Genomic DNA, 19,697 nt, shown 5'->3' on the forward strand with positions numbered 1-19,697 from the left:
AAATGTCGACCGGCATTCACAAGCAGGGTTAAAATGCCGGTTCGCTTGACCTTTTAGCGCGGGGGGTGGACACCAGCAGCATGTAAAAGGCCAAGAGCATATCGCGCAAGAGTATACAGTGGGTTGTGCGCGACATGCGCAAAAGCGAAAGCCTGAAACGCAGCAGGCGGATCCCGCTGATCGCGATAGGCCCTAGGCGCCGATCGGGCAGCTGACGCCGGTGCCACGCAGGGCGCAATAACCAACAGGGTTCTTCGCCAGATACTGCTGGTGGTAGTCCTCGGCAAAATACAACGGGCCGGCCTTCGCGATCTCGGTGGTGATCTTGCCGGTGTGGCCCGATCTCTTCAGCGCCGCCTGGAAGGCATCGCGCGCGGCCTTCGCTTCCTTCAGCTGCGCGTCGTCATAGACATAGATGGCGGAGCGATAGGTCGTGCCGATATCGTTGCCCTGACGCATGCCCTGGGTCGGGTCGTGTTCCTCGAAAAAGGTCTTGAGCAGGCTCGACAACGGAACCACCTCCGGATCGTAGACCACCAGCACCACCTCGGTGTGGCCGGTCAGTCCCGTGGTGGTTTCCTGGTAGGTCGGGTTCGGCGTCATGCCGCCGGAATAGCCGGCCGCGGTGACATACACGCCCGGCTTATTCCAGAGCAGCCGCTCCGCGCCCCAGAAGCATCCCATGCCGAGCAGGATCTTTTCCATGCCTTCCGGGTAGGGGCCCTTCAGCGGGTGTCCCGAGACGAAATGCGTGGCGGCGGTCGGAATGGCGTCCTCGCGCCCGCGCAGTGCCGTCTGCGCGTCGGGCATGATGGTCTTCTTGTTGAACATGTCGATCAGGAACATCACGAAACTCCTTGTCGGTCGACGCGGGATGAGCACCCCGCGATGATCAGGCAGCGAAACGGCCGGCCGCCGGCCGCTTCTTGTATCCGGCCATCCACAGGAGGAGGGCGAGAAGGGCGAGCACCGCAAACGCCGGCTGCGTAAAGAACCAGTGCAGCACCGTGTGCCAGAGGATCGGCCCGGTATCCGTCCGCTGCGCGAACAGCACCCAGCTAGCGGTGTCGGGGCCAAGCGCTTCGAGATCGTCGCCGAGCGACGTCATCACCAGCTCGGAGGCTGCGACGGACTGGATGGCATCGACAGCCCCCGCAAGGACGGCCGCAAGCAGCACCACAAAGCTCGCCAGTCGCAGCACGAAGCGCATCGGTCCCTCATTTCTCAAACTCTATCGCCCCAGATCGAACCGTCGCTCCCGTCTTACGGCATCAGTTCCCCTGCTTGAGGGCAAAGCCGGCGCGAGGGGAGAACGTGGCAATCCGGGATGGTGCAACGTTCCGGCGGCCTTCGAAAGGAGGCGCCGAACAACTCTGCCGCAAGAGATAGGCCCCGTGTTCGACAAGCGCAATGGCAGCCGTTCGCTGCCAAGTTTCATAAGATGTCAACAATCTGTCAGAAAGCAGTTGATCCCGCGCAAATCATCGGTATATATCCCGCCCGTCCGCCGGTTCGCGCCGGATGACACGAAGGGCCTTGCCCTTCCCATCCAGCCGCATGACCATCGGCTGTTGACGGATGGACAGGTGGCCGAGTGGTTGAAGGCGCACGCCTGGAACGCGTGTATACGTGAAAGCGTATCGAGGGTTCGAATCCCTCTCTGTCCGCCATTTCTTCACCAAGGGTTAATTTTTCATCGTACTCAGCCGTCGCTAGTCGCAACCTTGTGCGCTGACCCAGATCATTGATGTGCGCGGAGCTTGCGCGGGTGTTGGTGCGTCGCCGGCGGAGGGCAAACAGTTAGCCGTTGCGCTAAGTGTTTCGTCATGATACTTAGCCTTATGGAACAGTATTCGAGCCCTTTGGACGGAATTTTTCAGGCCCTGGCCGACCCCACGAGGCGCTCCGTGCTGGCGAGGCTCGGTCGAGGGCCAGCCAGCATCAGCGATCTGGCAGAGCCGTTCGACATGGCGCTACCGTCGTTCATGAAACACATCCATTTTCTCGAAGGCAGCGGCCTGATCCGCACCGAGAAGCAGGGCCGGGTGCGCACCTGCACCATCGAGAAGAGCCGGTTTGCCGCCATCGAAGCGTGGATGTCGGAGCAGCGCGCCCTTTGGGAAGGCCGCACCGATCGGCTTGAACAGTTCGTGATATCAGCTGAGAACAAGGAGAAATGACATGATCCGATCTCACAACCCCGATCTCGACCTGACGATATCGCGCCTGATCAAGGCGCCGCGGCCGACGATCTGGAATGCATGGACCGATCCCGCCAGCTTCGAGCAATGGTGGGTTCCGGCGCCGGCCAGATGCCAGGTGGTCGATATGGGCCTGCGGCCGGGCGGCGCCTTCGTCACAAGGATCAGCGAAGGCGGCGGTGCGTTCACGCCGCATCTGGATGCGTGCTTTCTGGCGGTCGACGACATCCAGCGCATTGTCTTTACCAATTCGCTGGTCGCGGGGTGGCGCCCGGCCGAAAACCCTTTCATGACGGCGATCATCACACTCAAGGATCATCCTGAGGGCACGGACTATGCCGCCCACGTCATGCACAAGAGCAACGCCGACCGAAACATGCACGAGGAGATGGGTTTTCACGATGGCTGGGGCACGGTCATCGCGCAGCTTGCCCGGCTCGTGGAGGGCAGAACCCAGTAGAGGAGGTCGACATGCGCAAGATTGTCCTGCAGATGATGACGACGCTCAACGGTCGCCTCGACGATCCGCTGGCCTGGCTCGGTAGCGTCGGCGACGACCAATATCGGGCGATCGACCGGCTCTACGCCACCTATGACACCGTACTCGTCGGCCGCGTGACCTACGAGGAAATGGCATCCTACTGGCCGGGCGCCCTGTCGGAGGACGTGGGAACCGAAACCAACCGCAAGATGGCGCGGAGGATGCACGACTATCGCAAACTGGTCTTCTCGCGCTCGGGACGCCAGACGCTGACCGAATGGAACAATGTCGAGCAGGTCGTTGCCCACGATGACGAATTGCTGGCAGCCTATCTCCTGGATCTGAAGGCGCGCGCCGGTGGCGATATTCACCTTTCCGGCGGCGCCAGCCTGGCCCAGACGGTCATCGGTCTCGGCCTCGTCGATATCTTCCACTTCTTCGTCTATCCCGTCACGTCCCCGGGTGCCGCCTGGTTCGATGAGCTTCCCGACAGATATGATCTGCGGCTGATGGGCACGGACACCTACGAGAATGGCGTGGTCGGCCTGCACTACGAACCGCTCAAGCGTGAGAACGCGGAACGGGCAAGCAGTTTTTCCGAACTGCTCGTATAACCGCGTGTCCCGCCGCTCCGGCCGCGCCGACGGCCCGAGCGGCGGTCGATCGCAGATCAGCAACCGTGCTCCAGCGCGGTCTTCATCCGGTCATAGGTCGGGGCGAGTGCCCGCAAGGTGGCCGCCGCGACTGCGTCCTTGCGCACCACCAGCGGATACTGCAGCGCTCCGATGAGCCGTGCCTGTTCATCGGCAATGCGGGCCGCCTCGTTGTAACCCGCCCGTGCGAGGCAGGCGGCCGCGTCGGCCGCGCGGCGGGCGCCGGTCCGGATGGCGAAGTGGACCAGATGCGCGCGCAAGTTCTTGTCGCAACCGGTCGCGACGCGCGCGGCGAGCGTTTCGGCTGCTTCGGCATTGCCGAGGGTTCCGGGAGGAACGGGCAGGTCCGTCTCCATCGACAGCCAGTGGATGGCGGCCGGGATCGACGCCCGTATCGTCTCGATTTCCGATATCTCGGCGATACGGACAAAGTCGGTCCGCATGGTGTAGGCGTCACCATAACTCAGCGTGTCTGCGCGCCAGGCGGCCATGAAGTTGGCGAGCGGCAGGCGCGCATAGGGGTAGCCCTGCGGGTCGTGCATCAGCACGCTGTCCTCGTCCATGTCGAGCACCACGACGTAATGGTCGGCGTCGATCGGTCCGTTCATGCCCGGCTGGTGGCGCAGATGCCCCATCTCGATGGGGCCGATCCAGACCGGTCCGTCCTTGAGGGCTGCGCGCAGGCGGGAAAGCGCGTCGTCCGCATCGCCGCCCTTGCTGAGCGTCGATGTCCAGCCGAGCGCCGCAAGCGCGCCTTCAGAGCCGGCTTCCGGATCCCAGCCATAGGGGTCGAAGAACGGCAGGGTGCCGCCGAGCAGTTGCATGCCGAACGGACTGCTGGTGGCAAATTCGATCACCGCGGTGGAGGGGGCCTGCGCGCCGAACATCATTGCGAAAGAGTTGGCGTAGCAATAGGGGCCGGAGCCCGTATAGGCGAAATGCATCATGATCGTCTGTCCTGTTAGAGCATTTCCAGGAAAAGTACGGAGCGGTCTTCCGTCAGGAAATGCGGATAAAACAAAGAGATAGAGTGGTTCTGATTCCGCCTAAGACGGAAACATTATGGGGTAGGCGACATCGAAGGACGCGCCGTTGCTGCCGGGGTAGATTTCGTAGGGGCTGCCGCTGCTGTTGATGTCGGTTCGCGCATCCAGCCAGGTTTCGATGGCGTCGTAGACGCGCAAGATCAGCGGGAAGTTTTCACAAGCCGCCGGCACCGGCAGAAAGACCTCTCGCCGCGCGGCCTGAAGGCGGATGCGCAGGTCGTCGACCGGCTCGATGCCGCCTTCATAGGCGATGGCGACTTCCACCAGTCCCTCGCTGTCGCGGCTAACGGTTTCATGGAAATGCACGGTCATGGCGCCGTCGCTGGCAATCCCGCAATGGCGCAGGTAACCACGGATCTCCGCCTGGGCGGTTGCCAGGAATGCATCAAGCGCCTCGATATCGAGCTGACGTTGGCAGGAGATCAGCTTGCAGGCTGCCACCTCGCGTACGGCAATCGCCGAGATTAGGTCGGCATCACCGCCGTCCGTCTGCCGCGCGATCGCCTCCACCAGCTCGGTCTGCTCGCTCAGCCGCTCGTTTTGAGCGTCCAGCCAGGACCGCAATTCGATAAGGCGGCTCTGCGCATCCAGTTCCACCAATTGCGCGACGCGCGCCACCGACAGGCCAAGGCGTCGAAGGCGCGCGATAAGCCGTGCCCGGGCGGCCTGCTCCGGCGCATAGTAGCGATAGCCCGTCGTCGGATCGGTATAGGCGGGCACCAGCAGGCCCTGCTCGGCATAAAGCCGCCGCCTTTGGTGACAGTCGTGTGGCGGCGCCAAAACGGCCCGCAAGGAGATAAGATTCGCTCATGGATCTGACTGTGAGGCTTGCCCCTGGGGCGAGGTCAAGAGGCAATCGTTGTCGATGTGCACGCCTTGTACTCGCATTCGCTTTGCCAGCGCTGTCGGGGGGTAAACAAGGGGTGCCGCAGGGCGTGCCGAGATGGTCGATACGCCCTGTGGCAGGTTCATCGGATCAGGCTTCCGCCGGGCGTTGCCTCGCCAGCACACCGAGCGCGACCAGCGTGACGATCGCCATTGTCATTGAATAGCCGGCTAATGGAAATGCGGTATCTCCACCAAGCAGAACCACAGCCAGGGTGCCGAGCACCCCGACAATCAGGCTCTGAATGCAGAAGTAGAGCGCGACCGCCGTTCCTGCCACATGGCCGAAAGCCTGGAGGGCTCCATTGGGGGTGACCGAACCGGTGAAGACGATGCCGACGGCGATGACCCACATCGGCAGGATGAAGGTCCAGAACGACGGTGCGGCGACGCTCTGGCCGACGACGAGCAGCACCGCGCCGAGGATGAGCAGCGCCATCCCGCGGGCAAGGCTGCCGGTGATGCCCCAGAGCGCCACGAAGCGTTTGGCAAAACGGGTCGTGACGATCATCACAAGGGCCGCCGTCGCAAAGACCAGGCTGAAGGCGAGTTCGGAATAATCAGCTCGATCGATGAGCACGCGTGGTGCTGTCGAGAAGAACACGAAGAACGAGGCCATCGCGGCGCTGAAGCCGAGCGTGTAGGTCCAGAACGCTCCGTTGCGCAGGATCGGGCCGAAGGATCTTCTCTCGCCTTCGGTGCCGGTTGGCCTGGTTTCCCGCCATCGCGGTATCGCATTCGCCATGGCCGCGATGGCGAGTAGGCCGAGTGCCAGGAAGATCGCCCGCCAGCCGAAGCGATCGGCAAGCAGCGCGCCGGCGATCGGGCCGAGGGCCGGCACGAAGGCGAGCATCGCGCTGAAGAGGCCGTAGATGGTCACGCCTTCGGGCCGGTCTGCATAGACATCGCGGACAGTGGCAAAGGTGGCAACGAGCGCTGCCGAGGCGCCGATCGCCTGCAGCAGGCGAAGGGCGAGGAAGGCGGGGGCCGACACGGTGGCGGCCATCAGCAGCGATGCGACCGCAAACAGCAGCGCCCCACAGATGACGACCGGACGCCGACCGATGCGATCGGAGATGGGCCCGAAGACGATCTGGCCGACGCCGAGAATGGTCATGTAGAGGCTTAACGTCAGCTGGATGATCGCTGGCGTCGTGGCGAGAATGCCCGGCATGACAGGCACGACCGGCAGATAGATATCCATCGCCAGGGAGGCGAGAATGTCGAAGGGGGCCATCAGCAACAGCGCTGCCGGCACTGAATAGTTCCAGGTTGATGATTTATGATTGGGCACGATTGAACATCCGCTCAAATGAATGACATTCAGCGGCGCTCTGCCTTCTTATCGGTAGTGTGAAATGACCGGACAGACGCCGCAACAACGATTGGGAGTGTTGTTGCGGCTTACTTGGTTGCTGACTCAGGCGTCCCCATTCCGGTCTCCATAGGAAATCGCGCGCGTTGTGGTTGGCGCCGTCTCCATTTACCAGCCCAAGCTGCCAACAACAACCGCTTGCGGTCAAGCAAGCAGATCATGAATGTTTGCCCGGCTTCACCGTCAGGCGGTTCTCGACGCTGGTGACGCCGATTACCGATCTCGCCGCGTCGCCGGCGCAGGCAACATCGGAATCGCTTGGGACCTGGCCCGACAGCACGACCATTTCGCCGAGCACGATCACTGAGATATCGGTGGTGTCGACGAAGGTGGCGTAGCGGATGAAGCGCAGAACCTTGCCCGCCAGATCGTCATCCTTCAGATGAGGATCGTCGTCCTTATGGGAGTAGATGGGCTTTTCTGTTGGCATGGTCGTTTTCCCACTGCTGTTCGGGAACGCCCCGGACAAGCGAATGTTCCGGTCTTTTTTACCTTGGTCGACGGCTTCGTCAGGGGCGTGGATCCGGTCCTGCAACCTTGCGGCGGTCGCCGGAACGGGTCTATCTCTATCGGACCGTTCCCAAGGCTCACGCATGTCCGATATTTTCCAGAATGTTCTGCCCATCTTCATCCTGATCCTCACCGGTTGGCTGATCGTCAGGCTCGGCTACCTGAAACCGACCGTTGGCGACGCGCTCGGTGATTTCGTTTTCCGCGTCGCGGTGCCTGTTCTCCTGTTTCGCACAATCGCCGAGGCGGATTTCAAGGACGGCTCGCCCTGGCCGCTCTGGGTTGCCTATTTCTCAGGCGTCGCCGTCACCTGGACCATCGGCCATCTGGCGGCGACGCTCGCCTTTGGCCGCGATGCGCGCATGGGCGTGCTGGCCGGTGTTTCCTCGGCCTTCGCCAACACCGTCTTCATCGGCTTGCCGCTGGTCTCGCGCATCGTCGGCGAGGAGGGGATCGTCGCGCTGTCGATCCTGCTGTCGGTGCACCTGCCGGTGATGATGATCGCGGGCACCGTGCTGATGGAGCGCGCCGAACGCAGGGTAAGCGGCAAGCCGGGCCAAAGCCCGCTGAAGCTCCTGGGCGGCGTTGCCCGCAACCTGCTGCGCAATCCGCTGGTCATAGGCCTTGCCTTCGGTGCCGCTTTCCATCTGCTTGGCCAGCCGCTCGACGGTCCGGTCAAGAGCGTCGTCGATCAGCTTGCCGCCATTGCCGCGCCGGCGGCGCTGGTTTCGATCGGCATGGCGCTCGACAAATATGGTCTTGTCGGCAATCTCGGGCTGGCGACGGTGACGAGCCTGTTGAAGCTTGTGGTTCTGCCGGGCGTCGTCTTTGCCGCCTGCCACCTGCTCGGCCTCAACGACAACTGGACGACCGCGCTTGTGCTGACCTCGGCGGTGCCGACCGGCGTCAACGCATGGCTGATCGCCAATCATTTCAACGTCGGCCATGCGCTGGCGTCCTCGACCATCACGCTGACCACAGCGCTGGGTGTCGCCAGCGTTTCGGTCTGGGCCTACATCCTGATGTGACCGGCGGGTCCGGTGAAGACAGCAAAAAGCCCGGCGCGATGGCCGGGCTTTGCGAAATTCGATCGTAACGGAGCTTGGGGCTTATTGAGCCGGCGCAGCCTGGCCTTCGGCCGGCTTGGCTTCCGTTGCGGGCGCTTCGGCCGGCTTCTCGGCAGCACCTTCGGTAGCGGCAGCCGGAGCAGCTTCTGCGGCCGCTGCATCCGGGAGAGCGGCCGGAGCATCGGCCTGTTCGCGGAGATATGCGATCAGGTTGGCGCGTTCGTCAGGCTTCTTCACGCCGGCAAAGCCCATAGCGGTGCCCGGAACGTGCTTCTTCGGCGCTTCGATGAAGAAGCTGAGGTGGTCGTAGTCCCAGACGACCTTGCTGCCTTCGGAGAAGGTCTTCATGCCAGCCGAGTAGCTGAAACCTTCGTGCGAGGCGATCGGGCGGTTGACGACACCCCACAGGTTGGGGCCGACCTTGTTGGCCCCTCCCTTATCCACGGTGTGACAGCTTGCGCATTTCTTGAACACGGTTCCGCCGGCTGCAGCGTCTGCCTTGAGGAGCAAGGGCTTGATGTCGACTTCAGCCGCTTCCTGGGCGCCGCCGCCAGCTTCGGCCGTGCCTTCTTCGGCAACGATCGCGAAGCCTTCCTTCTCGGGAGCCTCGGAATGGAAAATGCCTTCCGACGCAATGGATACGGACATCAGAACGAAAACCGTACCCAGAAAGGCACCCACGCCCATGTTCACATATGAGTTCATCTGCAAACGCTCCCTTTGCCACCGGCGTAAACAAAAACCCGGCCCATCTTGAAATCGCGCGGAACCTATGTCTTTTGGCTCTGCGTTGCAACAGAGATTATGGGCCCCCAACTGAGACTTTTTGACACTTTGGGCGGGGTTTTTGAAGGCCACATCATGAATCGCGAAAATTCAGGCAAAGCCATCGTGCTCATTCCGGCGCGCATGGCCTCCACGCGTCTGCCGGGCAAGCCGCTCGCCGATATCTGCGGCCTGCCGATGATCGTCCAGGTTGCCAAGCGCGCGGCGGAAGCCGATGTCGGACGGGTCGTCGTCGCCGTCGACGACCCGCGTGTTTTCGATGTCGTGCGCGACGCCGGTTTCGAGGCGATCATGACGCGGGTCGACCATCAGTCCGGTTCCGACCGGATCTATGAGGCGCTGTCGAAGGCCGATCCGGACAGTGAGGCGCAGTTCGTCATCAACGTGCAGGGCGATCTGCCGACGATCGAGCCGGCTCCTATCCGTGCCTCGCTGAGGCCGCTTGTCGAAAATGCCTCGACCGATATCGCCACCTTGACGGTGGCGATCACCGACGAGGAAGAGAAGAAGAGCCCCAACATCGTCAAGATCGTCGGCTCGCCGCTGTCGGCGACGCGCCTGCGCGCTCTCTATTTTACCCGCGCGACCGCGCCCTACGGACAGGGCCCGCTCTACCACCACATCGGGCTTTATGCCTACCGCCGCCAGGCGCTCGAAAAATTCGTCGCTCTGAAGCCGTCGACGCTGGAAAAGCGCGAATCGCTTGAGCAATTGCGCGCGCTTGAAGCTGGCATGCGCATCGATGTCGAAATCGTCGACACCGTACCGCTCGGCGTCGACACTCCGGTCGAGCTCGAAAAAGCCCGCCGCATCCTTTCCGAAAAAGCCTGAGAAGGAAGACAGTGTGACCACGAAGACCAACAGGATCTCCTTCCAGGGCGATTACGGCGCCAATTCCGACATGGCCTGCCGCGACATGTTTCCGTCGATGGAGCCGCTTCCCTGCCAGACCTTCGAAGACGCCTTCGTGGCGGTCGAGAATGGCGAGGCGGATCTCGCGATGATCCCGATCGAAAACACCATCGCCGGCCGTGTTGCCGACATCCACCACCTGCTACCCGAATCGCGGCTGCATATCGTCGGCGAATATTTCATGCCGATCCGCTTCCAGCTGATGGTGCTGCCGGGCGTGACGCGCGACGAAATCCGCACCGTTCACAGCCACATCCATGCGCTCGGTCAGTGCCGCAAGATCGTGCGCGCCAATGGCTGGAAGCCGGTGGTTGCCGGCGATACCGCAGGAGCCGCCAAGCTGGTGTCGGAGCAGGGTGATCGCTCGATGGCGGCGCTCGCGCCGCGGCTTGCCGCCGACCTCTACGGCCTCGAGATCGTTGCCGAAAATGTCGAGGACACCGAAAGCAACGTGACTCGCTTCGTCGTGCTGTCGCGTGACGAGCAGATGCTCTCCCGCAGCGCCGATGACGAACTGATCATCACCACCTTTGTGTTCAACGTGCGCAACATTCCGGCCGCGCTCTACAAGGCGATGGGCGGCTTTGCCACCAACGGCATCAACATGACGAAGCTCGAGAGCTACCAGCTCGGCGGCAAGTTCGTGGCCACGCAGTTCTACGCCGACATCGAAGGTCATCCGGACGACACGTCGGTGCGCCATGCGATGGAGGAGCTGCGCTTCTTCTCGGAGAAGGTCCGCATTCTCGGCACCTACAAGGCGCATCCGATGCGTGGTGTGCTTTAAGCATCTCAGAGACAGAGCGTTTCTACGACCCGTCTAAACCGGAGACGCTCTGGCGGCTCCGGCCGCACTGCAGATCAGGCTTACCAATGCGTTAACTCGCTACGCGTCTGGTGCATGCCTAATCTGCAATCGCGGCGGTACCTAAACAATGTGCAAATGCCTATTTGACACTCGTTCACATATGGAGTGTTAAAAATGAAGATCCGTCAGAAGATCGTTGAATATGCAAAAATGCGCCGTGCGATCCGCGAGCTGAATTCGCTGGATGACCACGCCCTGAGCGATATCGGTATTTCCCGTTCGCAGATCCAGGCCGCCGTTTACGGCCGCTAATCAGCACAATTCGCCGTATCCCGCCACCCAAGCTGGCGGGATACGCGCAATGCACTACAGCGCCGCGCGTCAAACTGGCGCTACTCGTCAAAAAGGCACACGCGCAGGCGGTGTCCATCCGGGTCAAGCGCCACGAAGGTCGGTCCGAAATCCATCTTCGTCAGTTCCTGCGCAATCGGCAGGCCAGCGTCCTTCCATTTTTCATAGTGCGCGCGAACCGCCTCCTCATTTTCCACCATGAATGCCAATTCCGAGCGGCTGCCGGTCTTCGACGGCGGTGGTGGCGCCACCTTATCCTGTGCCCAAAGCCCGAGCACGAAGCCGCCCTGCAGCTCGAAGGACGAAAAGGTCGGGAAGGAGACGAGCGGCTCCTTGCCGAGCAGCTTGCGATAGAATTCGACGCTTGCGAGCGGATCTTCGACATAGAGAATAGTGAGATTTGCCTTGGCCATAATCCGTCTCCTTGTTTGGGAGTTGCAGATTAGCGCGCACCACTGCCAATTTCTGTCAGCATCGATTTCCGGTTTTTATGCCTTATGCCGAACCGACCCGCCTGCCTTCAGGCGCAGCAATATTCTGCGTCGTGCGCCATTCCCGAAGCAACACCTGCCGCCGGCGCGCATAGCGGCTCTCGCTCATGTCAGCCTGCCTGATGCGGTCGGTCCGGAAATGCCTGAAGCCCTGGCGCAGCTCGCACCAGGCAACCAGAACTCGAACATTCTCGAAGAAGCCGAGGGCAAACGGCCAGACCGTGCGGCGGGTCTCGCTGCCGTCGTTGTCGATATAGACGAGGTCGAGCTTGCGCTCGTGGCGTATCGCCTTGCGCAACAATGCAATGTCGATGCCGTCGGCCACCGGCGGGCTTGGCCCGACGAGCAGTGTCGAGGCGTCGAGCTCGTCGCGCAGATCCGCCGGCAGCACCGCGGCGATCTTGGCGAGCGCATCGGCGGCGGCCGCCGCCAGATGGGTGTCGGCGCGTTTTGCCACCCAGCGTGAGCCGAGCACCAGCGCCTCGATCTCCTCCTGCGAGAACATCATTGGCGGCAGCATGAAGCCGGGTTTCAGGATGTAGCCGAGCCCCGGCTCGCCTTCGATATGGGCGCCCTGCGCCTGCAGGCTGGCGATATCGCGGTAGAGCGTTCTGAGGCTGACGCCGGTCTCCTCCGCCAGACGCCGTCCGCTGACGGGCTGGCGGTAGCGTCTGAGAACCTGCAGCAGGTCGAGAAGCCGTTCGGAGCGGGACACCTTAAGTCTCCTCGTATCGGCAGGTCTGTGCTCAGCCGTGCTCGTCCCAGGCCAGCCAGTCGCGCATCAGCCGGTGGGCAATGGCGCCCTTCGGCGGCGGAATATGCTCGTCGCCGGTATCGGCCACGCCGGTCGTGCGTTCCAGCATTGCTGCCGTTTCGGCGCGGGTGAACCAGCGGACATCCTCGAGCTCCTGTTCGTCGCGCTTGATCGCCGTCGATTTCGCCTCGGCATAGCAGCCGATCATCAGCGAGTGCGGCAGCGGCCACGGCTGCGAGGCGTGGTAGCGCACGCGGCCGATGTGGATGCCGGATTCCTCGTGGGTTTCGCGGCGCACGGCGTTTTCGATGGTTTCGCCCGGCTCGACGAAGCCGGCGAGGCACGAATACATTCCGGCCGTGAAATGCGGGCTGCGGCCGAGCAGGCAGAGATCACGCTCCAGATCGATGGTCAGCATGATGACGACGGGATCGGTGCGCGGGAAAACCATATGGCCGCAGGCTGTGCAGACGCGGCGATAGCCACCGGCCTTGCCTTCCATCGGCCCGGCGCAACGGCCGCAGAAGCGGTTGTTGGCGTTCCATGTGATGAGGCTCGAGCCTTGGGCGAACTGGCCGAGAAGTTCTTCCGGCAGCATCTGCTGGCGGTAGAGCGTGCGTCCGTCGGCGATCTTGAACGGCTCGGCCATGTTGTCTTCGGTAAGGCCGGTCGGCACGGCGAGCCGCGGCTCGCCGTTCGGCAGGTAGCCGAGCAGGATGGTGTCGTCGAGCACCGGCTCAAGCCCGTCGAGCTCATAGGGTGCAAACAGCGGGTCGATGATCTTCTCGTCGTGTTTGACGATCAGCTTCGGTCCGGAAAAGGCGAGGAAATGGGCGCCCGGATGTTTGAGCGCGACTTCGATGCAGTCGTCGGCCCGGTGCTCGGACTGGCGATCCAGGTGGTTCTCGGAAAAGGCGACGAGAGTGCTCGGCTCCGGATGAGGGCTTCGAAGGTCAAAGATCGATTTCGTCATGTTCAGAGATTTTCCAGAATGCGGGCTGCAAATGCCTGATGGTCTTGCTCGCCCCAAGGCTCCGACTTGCCGAAGCCCCAGACGGGTCCGGGCCAGTTCGGGTCGCCGTCACTGCGGGCGATGATATGCACATGGAGCTGCCGGACGATGTTGCCGAGCGCGCCGATATTGATCTTCTCGGCACCGGTGACCTTTTTCAAGGCGGTCGCCACCATATTGGTTTCGAAAGTCAGCATCGTCTGGTCGAGCGGCGTGAGATCGAAGATCTCGGAAATGTCCCCGCGTTGGGGAATGAGGACCAGCCAGGGCCAGCGGCGATCGTTCATCAGGCGCATCTGGCAGAGGCCGATCGAGGCGATCGGGATGCCGTCGCGTTCAAGCCGCTCGTCAAGGGTGAATGTCGTCAAGAAGGTCTCCTTGTGCCGGGAGCGGATTCGCCTTGTTTTGCATATCGATATCAGTTTTTTGATGGCTTGGCTTGCATTTGGTTGCGATATTGCCGATATGGGAGCCGGGAGGTTGGTGGTGGACGAGCCACTCGCCAACCGGGTCAGGTCCGGAAGGAAGCAGCCCTAACGAGCCCGGCACGGGTCATCGTGCCAGCCTCCCACCTGCCTGATTGCTGAGATCGAGATAGCTCTCAGCAATCAGGCAGCATCACAGAATGTTGCGGCGTCCAGACGCATCCCATGCGACGCGCGGTGCCGTAAATCCGTCCTGTCGGGACACGAGTTCAAGCAGCGGCAGGGTCGATGAGCGACGAAACGTCCATTTCATCCGAACAGAAACCAGCCGCCTACCGCGTTCTGGCGCGCAAGTATCGCCCCAAGGATTTCTCCGACCTGATGGTCGGCCAGGAGCCGATGGTGCGCACGCTGACCAACGCGTTCGAAACCGGCCGCATCGCTCAAGCCTATATGCTGACCGGCGTGCGCGGGGTCGGCAAGACCACCACCGCCCGCATTCTCGCCCGTGCGCTGAACTACAAGACACCCGAAATCGATCGGCCGACGATCGACCTGCGTGCTCTCGGCGAGCATTGCCAGGCGATCATGGACGGCCGCCATGTCGATGTCATCGAGATGGACGCCGCTTCCCATACCGGCATCGACGATATCAGAGAGATCATCGAGCAGGTGCGCTACCGCCCGGTTTCGGCGCGCTACAAAGTCTACATCATCGACGAAGTGCACATGCTGTCGACGCAGGCCTTCAACGGTCTGTTGAAGACGCTGGAAGAGCCGCCGGAACATGTGAAGTTCATCTTCGCCACCACCGAAATCCGCAAGGTTCCGATCACGGTGCTGTCGCGCTGTCAGCGGTTCGATCTTCGGCGCATCAGCGGCTCCGACCTCGTCGGCCTGTTTTCGACCATTCTCGGCAAGGAAGGCGTTTCCTTCGATCCCGAAGCGCTGGCGATGGTCGCGCGTGCGGCCGAAGGCTCTGCCCGTGACGGCCTGTCGCTGCTCGATCAGGCGATCGCCCATGGCGGCGGTTCCGTCGAGGTCGAGACGGTGCGTTCGATGCTCGGACTTGCCGATCGCGCCCGCATCGTCGATCTGTTCGAACATATCGTCAGGGGCGACGTTGCCGCAGCCCTCGCAGAATTTTCGGCACAATACGAGGCCGGCGCCAACCCGACGGTGGTTCTGACCGACCTTGCCGATTTCACCCATCTCGTCACCCGGCTGAAATACGTGCCGGATGCGGCCAGCGATCAGTCCCTGAGCGAGATCGAGCGGACGCGCGGAGCGGAGTTTGCCGGCAATGTCGCCGTCAGCACGCTGTCGCGCATCTGGCAGATGCTGCTGAAGGGCATTCCTGAAGCCGAAAGTTCGTCGCGCCCGGCCGGTGCTGCCGAAATGGTGCTGATCCGGCTTGCCCATGCGGCCCATCTTCCGTCGCCCGAAGACGCGGCGAGACGCGTGCTCGAACTGTCCGGCAGCGACAATGGCAGCGTCCGTCCGGCGCCCGGTGGTGGAAGTGGCGGCGGCATGCTGGCGTCAGTCGGCGCGCCCGTGCAGGCGCAGGCGGCCCAGTCGACATCGATGGGACGGCCGACCGGCAACGGCGCGACGATGTTGCGCGCGGTTCCCGATGTCAGCCCGCAGCCGATCAGCGTCGGACACACCGAGGAGCGGCCGGCAGCCGCGCCTTCAGCAAAGGCTCAGCCGTCGGTGCCGGTCAATTCGGTCAGCGACATCGCCGACCTCTGCGCCAAGAATAAAGACATCAAGCTGAAGACGCTGGTGCGCGGCTTCGTGCGGCTGGTGCGCATCGAGCCCGGCCGGCTTGACGTCAACGTCCCGGATGATGCGCCGAAGACGCTGCTCGGCGAACTCGCCGTCAAGCTCAAGGAATGGACCGGCATTCACTGGATCGTCAGCTACAGCCGTGACCCCGGCGAGCCGACCATGATCGAAGCCGAACAGCAGGCCCAGGAAAAGCGTGTCAGCGATGCGCGCCAGGATCCGGATGTGGCTGCCATCCTCGCCCGTTTCCCGGGCGCCAAGATCACCGACGTGCGCATTCGCGCCGTCGAGGAGGAAGAGGCCGAGAGCGTAGCTCCGGCCACAGCCGAATCTGCCGATGGCGATATCGTCCCCGGCGACGATATCGAATAGTCGGTCGGAACGAACGACCGGAAATTTCTAGAGAACAGGAGACGACGATGCGCGACATCATGGGGATGATGGGCAAGGTCAAGGAAATGCAGGCCAAGATGGAGAAGATGCAGGCGGAAATCGCTGCGCTCGAAGTCGATGGTGTCTCCGGTGGCGGCCTCGTCACCGTCCGCCTCGATGGCAAGGGCACTCTGAAGAGCCTGAAGATCGACCCGTCGCTGTTCAAGGAAGACGATGTCGAGATCCTCGAAGACCTGATCGTCGCCGCCCACAAGGACGCCAAGGACAAGGCCGAGGCCGTCCAGGCCGAAAAGACCCGCGAACTCACAGCCGGCCTGCCGATCCCGCCCGGTATGAAGCTGCCGTTCTGATCGGCCGTTCTTCGCTGCTAGACCATTTCCAGGAAAAGTGCGAAGCGGTTTTCCGTCAGGAAATGCGTAAAAACAAAGAGATAGATCATTTGTGCGGTTCCGTCCAAATCGGAAACGACTCTATGAGTCGGGCGCCGGTGCGGGAACGATCGGTTTCGCCGGAGTGGCGCCGCGCGGATTGGTGTCCATGCTGGCGGTGATGCGCAGATCGGCTTTCTGTGTAGAGGCCGGCGGTATCGGTCGTTGATCGAGCGCCGCGCCGATCTCGGCGAGCTTGAAGGCGAAATCGTTGAGCGCTGCGCGTTCGGCCTTGGACGACCCCACCAATCCGGTCGGGTCGTATTTCGTCAGGATCGTTGGATAGTCGGCGGTGCTGTCCGTCGGCGGCGCATTGTAGCGCGCCGAGAGCTTTCTGAGCGATTCCGCCAATGTCGGCAGCATCGTCAACGCTCTACGCCAACGGTGTTCGTTGAAGTCGAAATCGTTAAGAAGAGTCTCGCCGGCCTTTCCGCCGAGTGCGCTGAGATAGGCGACGGTTTCGCGATCCATATCCAGATTGAGCCCACCCTCCTTGTCGTCGTCGAGCCTGACTTCGACGATCCGCTCGCTGTAACCGTGCAGCTGGCTCTGCAGCGTGTCCTGCCAATTGCGCGCCGTGTCGAGGATGGCACCGACAAAGCCGAACAGCCCGTCGACCGGGTAGATGGGCGCGACCTTGCCTTCGGACGTCCTGCGCGGAAGATAGACGCGGCTTGCCCCGTCCGCGTCATCGCCGTGCCGCCGCTGATCATAACTGGCAAGCGAGATGCCGAAGGTCGGTCGCCCAGGCAGAAGGCCGTCAAAAAGGTGAATCGGAAAGTTGCTGGTGATGCCACCGTCGGAAAACAGACAGCGGATGTGCGTAGCGGGATCGCGCCGTGCGCTGCTTTTCAGCGAGTAGTCGTAGCGGTAAAGCGGCACGGCACGGATCAGCCCGGGAAAGCTCAGGCTCATCCGGGCGAGAATGGCCACGGGCAGCTTGTTTGCCGGCGGTAGCTGGTAGAAGTCCTTCGACCCATCGGCCGCGACGATGTCGCGTGGTTTGCTCTCCTTGAGCAGGTACGCCATGATCGAGGACGGAAACAACGCCTCGAACTCCGACTTGCGATAATTATGGACCCGGTCTCCGAATGGCAACTCGTAAGGACGGCGCGAGGAGAGGTCGGTGGTCACGCTTCTAAGCGTGATGTCGTGCGCCTCGAGGTCGCCAATTGTCAACGGCCTGTCCGAACCATCCTGCCGGAGGGGACCGGCTATCGCCTCTATTCTTTCGGAGATCCAGTTGGTGAAAGCCGGGTTCTTCATGCCCGGCTGGGTCAGGCCGCTGCAAAGACCGAAATCGTTGGCCGGCAAGAGCACCGCTACCGCCTGGTAGAATTGATAGAGGATCATCAAGATTGCGCCGGTCAAAGCGGTGACGATGCCGAGCAGTATTGTCGCGGCGCCGGTGCCGAGCACACCTGCAATAAGGATCAAAATGCCGGGTGCAGCGCCAAGCAACGCCGGCAGGGCAAAGACCCGCAGCGTCTCCAAGGCGCAGGCCATGGCCCTGCTGTGCTGGGTGCGAATGGCGGCCATGCCGATGCGAAAGAGGGGGGCCGTGTCGGCAGAGGGCTGAAAGAAGGTTGAAAGGTTTGCCGCCAGCTCGCCAGGCATGCCGTCGATGAGGGCAAAGCCGGCATTCTTCTCTTCCACCGTCGCGCCGGTTTGCCGCCGGTACTCCGCGGCCGCCGTCATCACGGCGGCGATCGCGCCAGCCGAAGTTCCGCCAATGTGCATGAAGCGGTAACGGGTTGCCAGTTCAGTGATGGCGCGCGGGAATACCACGCCGGAGGTGATGCCACCCTTCATGATGAGGTCGCACTCTTCGCTGGGTTTGGCGTAACGGAAAGTCGTATCGTTCATCGCACCCTCCATCTCCGAACAACAACATTAGATTGTGTTGATGTTCGATGCACGCAATTTCGCAGCGGCGGAAGGCTGGCGCCGACGGCAAAGCATGGTAATTTGCCGCCTCTCGAGGAGGATCGCGCATGACCATGACGTCCCTGCTTATGTTTGCCGGCGCCTTGCTGGTTGCGGCCGGCTCGCCCGGCCCGAGCGTCGCCGCCCTTGTGGCCCGCGTGCTTTCGAAGGGCGCGCGCGACGTTCTACCCTTCCTTGTGGCGCTCTGGATCGGCGAGGCCATCTGGCTGTCATTTGCGGTGGCCGGCCTGGCGGCGATTGCCGAAAGCTTCCATCTGCTGTTCGTTGCCATCAAGTGGCTGGGCGTCGCCTACCTGCTCTATCTCGCCTGGAAAATGTGGATGGCCGAACCGGATCTGCCCGGCGACAGCCTGCCGCAGTCGCGCTCACCCTCCAAGCTGTTCTTTGCCGGCCTGACGGTGACGCTCGGCAATCCCAAGGTGATGATGTTCTACGTCGCGTTGCTGCCCTCGATCATCGACCTGCGCTCGGTCACCTTGATCGGCTGGATGGAGCTGGTTGCGACGATGCTGGTGGTTCTGGTCGTGGTCGATTTCGGCTGGGTGACCATGGCCGCCAATGCGCGCAAGCTCCTGAAGAGCAAGCGCGCCGTTCGCCTCGCCAACCGCGCCAGCGCCGGAACCATCGCCGGGGCGGCCGTCGTCATCGCCACCCGTTGAGCCGTGCTTCGATGCGTCCGTGAGTTCCGGCGCAATGGAGGGCGGGAGCCGCGTGATATTCCGGCAAGGCGATTCCGTTTGTCGGCGATATGGGCTAAAAGCGCCGCATGGCAAAGCGAGTCACCGGTCCCGAAATCGAAAAACTGATCCAGCTTCTGGCAAAGGTGCCGGGGCTGGGGCCGCGTTCGGCGCGGCGCGCGGCGCTGCATCTGGTCAAGAAGAAGGACCAGCTGCTTGGGCCCCTGGCGGAAGCCATGGGCGAGGCCCATCGCAAGGTGCGCATCTGCTCGTGCTGCGGCAATGTCGACACGATCGATCCCTGTACGGTCTGCGCGGATGAACGCCGCGACCAGTCGGTGATCATCGTCGTCGAGGATGTCGCCGATCTCTGGGCGCTGGAACGGGCCGCGGCGATGAACGCCGCCTATCACGTGCTCGGCGGCACGCTGTCGCCGCTCGACGGCGTCGGCCCCGACGACCTCAACATCAAGGGGCTGGTGCAGCGCGTTGCCAATGGCGGCGTCCGCGAACTGATCATCGCCGTCAACGCCACGGTCGAGGGCCAGACTACCGCCCACTATATCACCGACCAGCTCGAGGGGATGGAGGTGAAGATCACGCGGCTTGCCCATGGCGTGCCTGTTGGCGGCGAACTCGATTATCTCGACGAGGGCACGCTGGCGGCCGCCCTTCGCGCCCGCACCTCGATCTGACACCTCGAATTG

23 protein-coding genes, 1 tRNA gene and 1 other RNA gene are annotated in these 19,697 nt (G+C 62.5%); 13 read left to right on the forward strand and 12 right to left on the reverse strand.

Annotation, left to right across the window (positions count from 1 at the left end; translation table 11 throughout):
- Positions 1 to 192: 192 nt before the first annotated feature.
- Together msrA and J3R84_RS18575 are read right to left on the reverse strand one after the other, a co-directional pair.
- A complete protein-coding gene (gene msrA, locus J3R84_RS18570; protein WP_025425463.1) occupies positions 193 to 846 on the reverse strand; it encodes a peptide-methionine (S)-S-oxide reductase MsrA in 654 nt (217 codons plus the stop codon).
- A 46-nt stretch (positions 847 to 892) separates the two neighbouring features.
- Positions 893 to 1,210 carry a hypothetical protein gene (locus J3R84_RS18575; RefSeq protein WP_025425464.1) on the reverse strand — a complete coding sequence of 106 codons (318 nt, stop codon included), beginning with the start codon at positions 1,208 to 1,210 and terminating at the stop codon, positions 893 to 895.
- 370 nt (positions 1,211 to 1,580) lie between these two features.
- On the opposite strand from J3R84_RS18575, the gene J3R84_RS18580 reads away from it, so the two are divergent.
- The 4 genes from J3R84_RS18580 to J3R84_RS18595 all read left to right on the forward strand — a co-directional run bounded on the left by J3R84_RS18580 (position 1,581) and on the right by J3R84_RS18595 (position 3,296).
- Positions 1,581 to 1,670, forward strand: a tRNA-Ser gene (locus J3R84_RS18580).
- Positions 1,671 to 1,841: 171 nt separating this feature from the next.
- On the forward strand, positions 1,842 to 2,180 hold the full coding sequence (locus J3R84_RS18585; RefSeq protein ID WP_038576608.1) for an ArsR/SmtB family transcription factor: 339 nt from the start codon (positions 1,842 to 1,844) through the stop codon (positions 2,178 to 2,180).
- A gap of 1 nt (position 2,181) precedes the next feature.
- Positions 2,182 to 2,661 (forward strand): SRPBCC family protein, encoded by a 480-nt coding sequence (locus J3R84_RS18590; protein WP_025425466.1) that lies wholly within the window; start codon positions 2,182 to 2,184, stop codon positions 2,659 to 2,661.
- Positions 2,662 to 2,672: 11 nt separating this feature from the next.
- Positions 2,673 to 3,296 (forward strand): dihydrofolate reductase family protein, encoded by a 624-nt coding sequence (locus J3R84_RS18595; protein WP_025425467.1) that lies wholly within the window; start codon positions 2,673 to 2,675, stop codon positions 3,294 to 3,296.
- Positions 3,297 to 3,352: 56 nt separating this feature from the next.
- Here the strand turns inward: J3R84_RS18595 and J3R84_RS18600 are convergent, their stop codons facing one another.
- The 4 genes from J3R84_RS18600 to J3R84_RS18615 all read right to left on the reverse strand — a co-directional run bounded on the left by J3R84_RS18600 (position 3,353) and on the right by J3R84_RS18615 (position 7,071).
- Positions 3,353 to 4,282: a YobF C-terminal domain-containing protein gene (locus J3R84_RS18600; protein WP_025425468.1), complete on the reverse strand. Its 930-nt coding sequence runs from the start codon at positions 4,280 to 4,282 to the stop codon at positions 3,353 to 3,355.
- Between the two features lie 99 nt (positions 4,283 to 4,381).
- Positions 4,382 to 5,173: a MerR family transcriptional regulator gene (locus tag J3R84_RS18605; protein WP_203527308.1), complete on the reverse strand. Its 792-nt coding sequence runs from the start codon at positions 5,171 to 5,173 to the stop codon at positions 4,382 to 4,384.
- A 184-nt stretch (positions 5,174 to 5,357) separates the two neighbouring features.
- Positions 5,358 to 6,503, reverse strand: a complete 1,146-nt coding sequence (gene cml, locus J3R84_RS18610; protein ID WP_064742367.1) for a CmlA/FloR family chloramphenicol efflux MFS transporter — start codon at positions 6,501 to 6,503, stop codon at positions 5,358 to 5,360.
- A gap of 295 nt (positions 6,504 to 6,798) precedes the next feature.
- The gene (locus J3R84_RS18615) at positions 6,799 to 7,071 is read right to left on the reverse strand and encodes a BON domain-containing protein (protein ID WP_025425471.1); all 273 of its coding nucleotides are present in this window, start codon (positions 7,069 to 7,071) and stop codon (positions 6,799 to 6,801) included.
- 163 nt (positions 7,072 to 7,234) lie between these two features.
- Between J3R84_RS18615 and J3R84_RS18620 the strand changes: the two genes are divergently transcribed.
- A complete protein-coding gene (locus J3R84_RS18620; RefSeq protein WP_025425472.1) occupies positions 7,235 to 8,179 on the forward strand; it encodes an AEC family transporter in 945 nt (314 codons plus the stop codon).
- Positions 8,180 to 8,260: 81 nt separating this feature from the next.
- On the opposite strand, the gene J3R84_RS18625 is transcribed toward J3R84_RS18620, so the two are convergent.
- Positions 8,261 to 8,923, reverse strand: coding sequence for a c-type cytochrome (locus tag J3R84_RS18625; protein ID WP_038575793.1), 663 nt, complete (start codon positions 8,921 to 8,923; stop codon positions 8,261 to 8,263).
- A gap of 156 nt (positions 8,924 to 9,079) precedes the next feature.
- On the opposite strand from J3R84_RS18625, the gene J3R84_RS18630 reads away from it, so the two are divergent.
- The 3 genes from J3R84_RS18630 (at position 9,080) to J3R84_RS18640 (ending at position 11,036) form a co-directional block, all read left to right on the forward strand.
- On the forward strand, positions 9,080 to 9,835 hold the full coding sequence (locus J3R84_RS18630) for a 3-deoxy-manno-octulosonate cytidylyltransferase (protein ID WP_025425473.1): 756 nt from the start codon (positions 9,080 to 9,082) through the stop codon (positions 9,833 to 9,835).
- Between the two features lie 13 nt (positions 9,836 to 9,848).
- Positions 9,849 to 10,703 carry a prephenate dehydratase gene (locus J3R84_RS18635; protein WP_025425474.1) on the forward strand — a complete coding sequence of 285 codons (855 nt, stop codon included), beginning with the start codon at positions 9,849 to 9,851 and terminating at the stop codon, positions 10,701 to 10,703.
- Positions 10,704 to 10,898: 195 nt separating this feature from the next.
- Positions 10,899 to 11,036 carry a DUF1127 domain-containing protein gene (locus J3R84_RS18640; RefSeq protein ID WP_065784874.1) on the forward strand — a complete coding sequence of 46 codons (138 nt, stop codon included), beginning with the start codon at positions 10,899 to 10,901 and terminating at the stop codon, positions 11,034 to 11,036.
- Between the two features lie 80 nt (positions 11,037 to 11,116).
- On the opposite strand, the gene J3R84_RS18645 is transcribed toward J3R84_RS18640, so the two are convergent.
- The 4 genes from J3R84_RS18645 to J3R84_RS18660 form a co-directional block, all read right to left on the reverse strand.
- On the reverse strand, positions 11,117 to 11,488 hold the full coding sequence (locus J3R84_RS18645) for a VOC family protein (RefSeq protein ID WP_025425475.1): 372 nt from the start codon (positions 11,486 to 11,488) through the stop codon (positions 11,117 to 11,119).
- A gap of 82 nt (positions 11,489 to 11,570) precedes the next feature.
- Entirely contained in the window at positions 11,571 to 12,281 is a 711-nt protein-coding gene (locus tag J3R84_RS18650) for a helix-turn-helix transcriptional regulator (RefSeq protein ID WP_025425476.1), read from the reverse strand.
- A gap of 31 nt (positions 12,282 to 12,312) precedes the next feature.
- Positions 12,313 to 13,293 carry an NAD(+) diphosphatase gene (gene nudC / locus J3R84_RS18655; protein ID WP_025425477.1) on the reverse strand — a complete coding sequence of 327 codons (981 nt, stop codon included), beginning with the start codon at positions 13,291 to 13,293 and terminating at the stop codon, positions 12,313 to 12,315.
- 2 nt (positions 13,294 to 13,295) lie between these two features.
- A complete protein-coding gene (locus tag J3R84_RS18660) occupies positions 13,296 to 13,700 on the reverse strand; it encodes an HIT domain-containing protein (RefSeq protein ID WP_025425478.1) in 405 nt (134 codons plus the stop codon).
- A gap of 107 nt (positions 13,701 to 13,807) precedes the next feature.
- Here J3R84_RS18660 and ffs point away from each other — a divergent pair.
- From ffs to J3R84_RS18675, 3 genes are all read left to right on the forward strand, one after another.
- Positions 13,808 to 13,904, forward strand: an RNA gene (gene ffs / locus J3R84_RS18665) — signal recognition particle sRNA small type.
- Positions 13,905 to 14,045: 141 nt separating this feature from the next.
- The gene (locus J3R84_RS18670; protein ID WP_025425479.1) at positions 14,046 to 15,917 is read left to right on the forward strand and encodes a DNA polymerase III subunit gamma/tau; all 1,872 of its coding nucleotides are present in this window, start codon (positions 14,046 to 14,048) and stop codon (positions 15,915 to 15,917) included.
- Positions 15,918 to 15,964: 47 nt separating this feature from the next.
- The gene (locus tag J3R84_RS18675) at positions 15,965 to 16,288 is read left to right on the forward strand and encodes a YbaB/EbfC family nucleoid-associated protein (RefSeq protein WP_025425480.1); all 324 of its coding nucleotides are present in this window, start codon (positions 15,965 to 15,967) and stop codon (positions 16,286 to 16,288) included.
- Between the two features lie 120 nt (positions 16,289 to 16,408).
- On the opposite strand, the gene J3R84_RS18680 is transcribed toward J3R84_RS18675, so the two are convergent.
- On the reverse strand, positions 16,409 to 18,232 hold the full coding sequence (locus J3R84_RS18680; protein ID WP_025425481.1) for a patatin-like phospholipase domain-containing protein: 1,824 nt from the start codon (positions 18,230 to 18,232) through the stop codon (positions 16,409 to 16,411).
- A gap of 128 nt (positions 18,233 to 18,360) precedes the next feature.
- Here J3R84_RS18680 and J3R84_RS18685 point away from each other — a divergent pair, with 128 nt between their 5' ends.
- Together J3R84_RS18685 and recR are read left to right on the forward strand one after the other, a co-directional pair.
- The gene (locus tag J3R84_RS18685) at positions 18,361 to 18,972 is read left to right on the forward strand and encodes a LysE family translocator (protein ID WP_025425482.1); all 612 of its coding nucleotides are present in this window, start codon (positions 18,361 to 18,363) and stop codon (positions 18,970 to 18,972) included.
- A 107-nt stretch (positions 18,973 to 19,079) separates the two neighbouring features.
- Entirely contained in the window at positions 19,080 to 19,685 is a 606-nt protein-coding gene (recR, locus tag J3R84_RS18690) for a recombination mediator RecR (protein ID WP_025425483.1), read from the forward strand.
- Positions 19,686 to 19,697 lie beyond the last annotated feature (12 nt).

The sequence above is a fragment of the Ensifer canadensis genome, from assembly GCF_017488845.2.
GTDB classification, from domain to species: Bacteria; Pseudomonadota; Alphaproteobacteria; order Rhizobiales; family Rhizobiaceae; genus Ensifer; species Ensifer canadensis.

Excerpts from the sequence above, each read along its gene's own strand:
- cml (WP_064742367.1), bottom strand. The coding sequence starts at position 6,503 with ATGGCCCCCTTCGACATTCTCGCCTCCCTGGCGATGGATATCTATCTG.
- J3R84_RS18575 (WP_025425464.1), bottom strand. The coding sequence starts at position 1,210 with ATGCGCTTCGTGCTGCGACTGGCGAGCTTTGTGGTGCTGCTTGCGGCC.
- J3R84_RS18680 (WP_025425481.1), bottom strand. The coding sequence starts at position 18,232 with ATGAACGATACGACTTTCCGTTACGCCAAACCCAGCGAAGAGTGCGAC.
- recR (WP_025425483.1), top strand. The coding sequence starts at position 19,080 with ATGGCAAAGCGAGTCACCGGTCCCGAAATCGAAAAACTGATCCAGCTT.
- J3R84_RS18600 (WP_025425468.1), bottom strand. The coding sequence starts at position 4,282 with ATGATGCATTTCGCCTATACGGGCTCCGGCCCCTATTGCTACGCCAAC.
- J3R84_RS18590 (WP_025425466.1), top strand. The coding sequence starts at position 2,182 with ATGATCCGATCTCACAACCCCGATCTCGACCTGACGATATCGCGCCTG.
- msrA (WP_025425463.1), bottom strand. The coding sequence starts at position 846 with ATGTTCCTGATCGACATGTTCAACAAGAAGACCATCATGCCCGACGCG.
- nudC (WP_025425477.1), bottom strand. The coding sequence starts at position 13,293 with ATGACGAAATCGATCTTTGACCTTCGAAGCCCTCATCCGGAGCCGAGC.
- J3R84_RS18640 (WP_065784874.1), top strand. The coding sequence starts at position 10,899 with ATGAAGATCCGTCAGAAGATCGTTGAATATGCAAAAATGCGCCGTGCG.
- J3R84_RS18620 (WP_025425472.1), top strand. The coding sequence starts at position 7,235 with ATGTCCGATATTTTCCAGAATGTTCTGCCCATCTTCATCCTGATCCTC.
- J3R84_RS18675 (WP_025425480.1), top strand. The coding sequence starts at position 15,965 with ATGCGCGACATCATGGGGATGATGGGCAAGGTCAAGGAAATGCAGGCC.
- J3R84_RS18625 (WP_038575793.1), bottom strand. The coding sequence starts at position 8,923 with ATGAACTCATATGTGAACATGGGCGTGGGTGCCTTTCTGGGTACGGTT.
- J3R84_RS18645 (WP_025425475.1), bottom strand. The coding sequence starts at position 11,488 with ATGGCCAAGGCAAATCTCACTATTCTCTATGTCGAAGATCCGCTCGCA.
- J3R84_RS18585 (WP_038576608.1), top strand. The coding sequence starts at position 1,842 with ATGGAACAGTATTCGAGCCCTTTGGACGGAATTTTTCAGGCCCTGGCC.
- J3R84_RS18670 (WP_025425479.1), top strand. The coding sequence starts at position 14,046 with ATGAGCGACGAAACGTCCATTTCATCCGAACAGAAACCAGCCGCCTAC.
- J3R84_RS18595 (WP_025425467.1), top strand. The coding sequence starts at position 2,673 with ATGCGCAAGATTGTCCTGCAGATGATGACGACGCTCAACGGTCGCCTC.
- J3R84_RS18685 (WP_025425482.1), top strand. The coding sequence starts at position 18,361 with ATGACCATGACGTCCCTGCTTATGTTTGCCGGCGCCTTGCTGGTTGCG.
- J3R84_RS18615 (WP_025425471.1), bottom strand. The coding sequence starts at position 7,071 with ATGCCAACAGAAAAGCCCATCTACTCCCATAAGGACGACGATCCTCAT.
- J3R84_RS18630 (WP_025425473.1), top strand. The coding sequence starts at position 9,080 with ATGAATCGCGAAAATTCAGGCAAAGCCATCGTGCTCATTCCGGCGCGC.